This window comes from Streptomyces sp. NPDC007346, from assembly GCF_040703535.1.
GTDB lineage: Bacteria > Actinomycetota > Actinomycetes > Streptomycetales > Streptomycetaceae > Streptomyces.
Genome location: NZ_JBEYKR010000277.1, coordinates 1 through 2,509, shown reverse-complemented (window position 1 = coordinate 2,509; position 2,509 = coordinate 1). Strand labels below are relative to the sequence as shown.

General features: G+C 75.3%; 1 protein-coding gene and 1 pseudogene. Both read right to left on the bottom strand.

What is annotated here, in order from left to right:
- Window positions 1-1,165: pseudogene (locus tag AB0917_RS33920) on the bottom strand (hypothetical protein); the annotation flags it as partial.
- A 222-nt stretch (window positions 1,166-1,387) separates the two neighbouring features.
- The coding region (locus AB0917_RS33915; RefSeq protein WP_366823555.1) for a peptidoglycan-binding protein at window positions 1,388-2,509 on the bottom strand (1,122 nt) is incomplete at its 5' end.

Below are 2,509 nucleotides of genomic sequence, written 5' to 3'. Positions count from 1 at the left end.
CCCGCCGGCGCGCCCCCCCCCCGGGGGGGGGGGCGGCCGGCCCGGGGGGGGTGCGGTCGGCGGTGGTGGTGCCGGTTCCGTGGCCGGGGCGGCCGGGGTGGCCGGTTGCGGTGTGGCCGGGGCGGCCTGGGTCGCCGGGGCGGCCGGTGGCGGTGTGGCGGGCCACGGCGGTGGGGAGGGCGGCGGGTTCGGCCGCCTCCGGTTCGTCGCGGAAGAGGAGGTGTACGGGGATGGCGGCGGTGGACTCGTTGGCGATGACGGAGTGGCGGCGGGGGCGGGGCGGGGGGTGCGGGGCCGGTACGGAGAAGGTGGCGGAGGTGGCGCGGGCGCCGGGGGCCAGGTCGAGGACGAGGTCCGGCTCGGTGTCGGGGCCGGTCTCGGGGCCGGTGTCGGGGGGCGGGGCGGAGGAGGCGACCGGGCCTGTGCCCGCGCCCGGCCTCGGGCCTGTGCCCTTGTTGTCGTCCCCGGCCGTGCCCTTGCCCGTCCCCGTGCCCGTGTCCTTGTTCTTGTCCGTCCGCGCGTCGGGGGTGGGGGCCGGGCGGGGCCCTGCCTCTTCGCCGTAAGCGGGGAGCGGGGTCCACTCCGCCGAGGGGTCCGTCCTCAAACGCCGGACGGGCTGGAAGTGCGGGGGGTCGTCCGGGGGCGAGGCGGGCTCGGGGTCCGTGGAACGCTCCGGGCCAGCGGACCGGAAGTACGGGAGGCCGTCCAGGCGCGAGGCGGACTCGGAGTCCGAAGAACGCTCCGGGCCAGCGGACCGGAAGTACGGGAGGCGATCCAAGCGCGAGGCGGACTCGGAGTCCGAAGAACGCTCCGGGCCAGCGGACCGGAAGTGCGGGAGGCGATCCAGGCGCGAGGCGGACTCGGAGTCCGTAGAACCCTCCGGGCCAGCGGGCCGGAAGTGCGGGAGGCGGTCCAGGGGCGGGGTGCCGCCCGTGCGGCCCGGGTGGTGCAGGCTGACCGGCTCGAGCGCGCCCGGCCGCCCCGGCGGGGCCGCCGCGTCCGCCTCCCCCACCGCCGGATCGTCCTTCGGACGGAACAGCGGCGGCGGAGCAGGGTGGTCCGGCTGGTGCAGGGCCACGCCGTCCACCAACGGCATCGGGGTCTCGCCGCCGGGGAGGCGGCCGTCGTGGTCTGTCAGGGGGCGGGGCTTCTGGTCTGGGGTCACCGGTTCCCGGTTCCTTTCCGTCATCCGTCATCCGTCGGGTCCGTCAGGCCCGGCCCGTCAGGTCCGTCAGGTCCGTCAGGCCTAGCAGGCCCAGCAGGCCCGGCAGGCCCATCGGGTCCAGCAAGCCCACCGGGTCCGTCAGGCCCGGCAGGCCAACAGACCCAGCAGGCCCGCGAGTCCTCACGCCCTCAGACCCTCAGGCCCTCCGGCCCATCGGGTCCGTCAGGCGAAGAGCCGGCGCCAGGTCTCCGGCCCCGGGTATCCGTCGGCCTCGCCGCCGCGCCAGCCCTGGGCCAGCTGGAACGCCTCGACATTGCGGCGGTCCGCCTCGGTCCAGCGCGGGTCGGGGCCCGACACGTAGTGCTTGCCGTATCCCTTCTTCACCAACTGTCTGCCGAGCCGGTCGACATGGCTGTTCGACTGACCCGGCTGGAAATAGCCGCGCCCCGGGAAGATCACCGCGGTGTTCGGGCTGCCGCCCGTGGTCGCGGCCGGGATGTCGCGGCCGGCTCCCGTGGTCAGCAGGCGCCAGGTGTCCGGGCCGGGGATGCCGTCCGCCTCCGCGCCCTTCCACCCCTGGGCCTGCTGGAACGCCTGCGTGGCCCGCCGGTCGGCCTCGCCCCACACGGGGCCGGGCCCGACCGCGTAGAACCGCTTGCCGCCGCGCGCGACCAGCATCTCGCCGAGCCGGGTGACATGGGCGTTGTTCGCGCCGGGGCCGAACTGGCCGGCGCCGGGGAAGGCCGTGGAGGAGCCCGAACCGGGCGAGCCGCCGGTGACGCCGTTGTAGCGGTAGGCGACGTAACGGTCGGAGTTGCTCCAGTACGCCATGGGCGTCGACTGCCTCCCCGTCTGCGGGCGCGCCTGCTCGTAGGCGATGTAGTGGGTGCGCGTGTAGTCGGTCCAGCCGCCGAAGATCGTGACGTGGGAGCCCTGGGAGGGGTCGGCGGGGTTGTGGAAGAGCAGCATGTCGCCGGGCTGGAGGTCGGCGCGGGCGATCCGGGTCGCGTAGCTCGCGAGGCTGCCGGTCCATTCGTTGGTGCCGAGGTTCCAGGCCATCGACACATAGCCGGAGCAGTCCTGGCGGTACCCGTCCGACCAGTGCTTCTCCATGCTGTACGGGACCTTCGCGTCGACCCACCTCCTGGCCCGGTCGATGATCTCGGCCCGGGTGGTCTTCCGCACGACCGCGCTGTCGGACGGCGGCCCGGAGGCGCCGGAGCCCTTCAGCGGGCCCCGCTCGCCCTGGTGCGCATTCTGGAGCGGGTGGCGCAGCCGGCGTTCAGCCTTGAAGTCATCCCCGGCATCAGCAGCGTCCAGGCCCTGGCGGCCGCTCACCGCATT